1 pseudogene is annotated in these 1284 nt (G+C 65.4%); it reads left to right on the forward strand.

Going from position 1 to position 1284, the window contains the following annotated elements:
- Window position 1: 1 nt before the first annotated feature.
- Window positions 2-1284: pseudogene (locus ACTHQX_RS21660) on the forward strand (pyruvate dehydrogenase (acetyl-transferring), homodimeric type); the annotation flags it as partial.

Below are 1284 nucleotides of genomic sequence, written 5' to 3' on the forward strand. Positions count from 1 at the left end.
CGTGGCTGCAGGAGAAGATACCTCCCATATCCTCAGCGGGTTGACTAACCAGCTGCCTGATCGTGATCCGGAAGAGACCGCCGAGTGGGTTGAGTCCCTGGATGCGCTGATCAGGGAACAGGGCACGGAGCGTGCCCAATACATCATGCGCAGTCTCCTGCAGCGTGCCGGGGCGCAGAGCGTCGGGGTTCCGATGGTGACCACCACGGACTATGTGAACACGATCCCGGTGGACCAGGAAGCGCAGTTCCCGGGCAACGAGGAGTACGAGCGCCGCTACCGGGCGTACATGCGCTGGAACGCCGCGGTGATGGTGCACCGGGCGCAGCGGCCCGAGATCGGGGTCGGCGGGCACATCTCCACCTACGCCGGCGCCGCGACCCTGTACGAGGTCGGGTTCAACCACTTCTTCCGCGGCAAGGACCACCCCGGCGGCGGGGACCAGGTGTTCTTCCAGGGCCACGCGTCCCCGGGCATGTACGCCCGGGCATTCATGGAAGGCCGGCTCTCCGAGGAGGACCTGGACGGGTTCCGGCAGGAGAAGTCCAAGGAAGGCCACGCCCTCTCCTCCTACCCGCACCCGCGGCTGATGCCGCACTTCTGGGAGTTCCCGACCGTGTCGATGGGCATCGGCCCGATGAACGCGATCTACCAGGCCCAGTCCAACCGGTACCTGCACAACCGGGGCCTGAAAGACACCGCGGACCAGCAGGTCTGGGCGTTCCTGGGCGACGGCGAAATGGACGAGCCCGAGTCCCGCGGCCTGCTCCAGCTCGCCGCGAACGAGAACCTGGACAACCTGAACTTCGTGATCAACTGCAACCTCCAGCGCCTGGACGGGCCGGTGCGCGGCAACGGCAAGATCATGCAGGAACTCGAGGCGTTCTTCCGCGGCGCGGGCTGGAACGTGATCAAGGTCGTCTGGGGCCGGGAATGGGATGACCTGCTCACCCGCGACGCCGACGGGTCGCTGGTGAAGATCATGAACGAAACCCCGGACGGGGACTACCAGACCTACAAGGCCGAATCCGGCGGGTTCGTCCGCGAACACTTCTTCGGCAAAACCCCGCAGACCAAGGACCTCGTCGCCGACCTCTCCGACGACGAGATCTGGAACCTCAAGCGCGGCGGGCACGACTACCGCAAGGTCTACGCCGCGTACAAGGCCGCGACCGAATTCAAGGGCAAACCCACCGTGATCCTGGCCAAAACGGTCAAGGGCTACGGCCTGGGCCCGCACTTCGAAGGCCGCAACGCCACCCACCAGATGAAAAAACTCACCCT

This window comes from Arthrobacter sp. SAFR-023, from assembly GCF_051965295.1.
Taxonomy (GTDB): Bacteria; Actinomycetota; Actinomycetes; order Actinomycetales; family Micrococcaceae; genus Arthrobacter.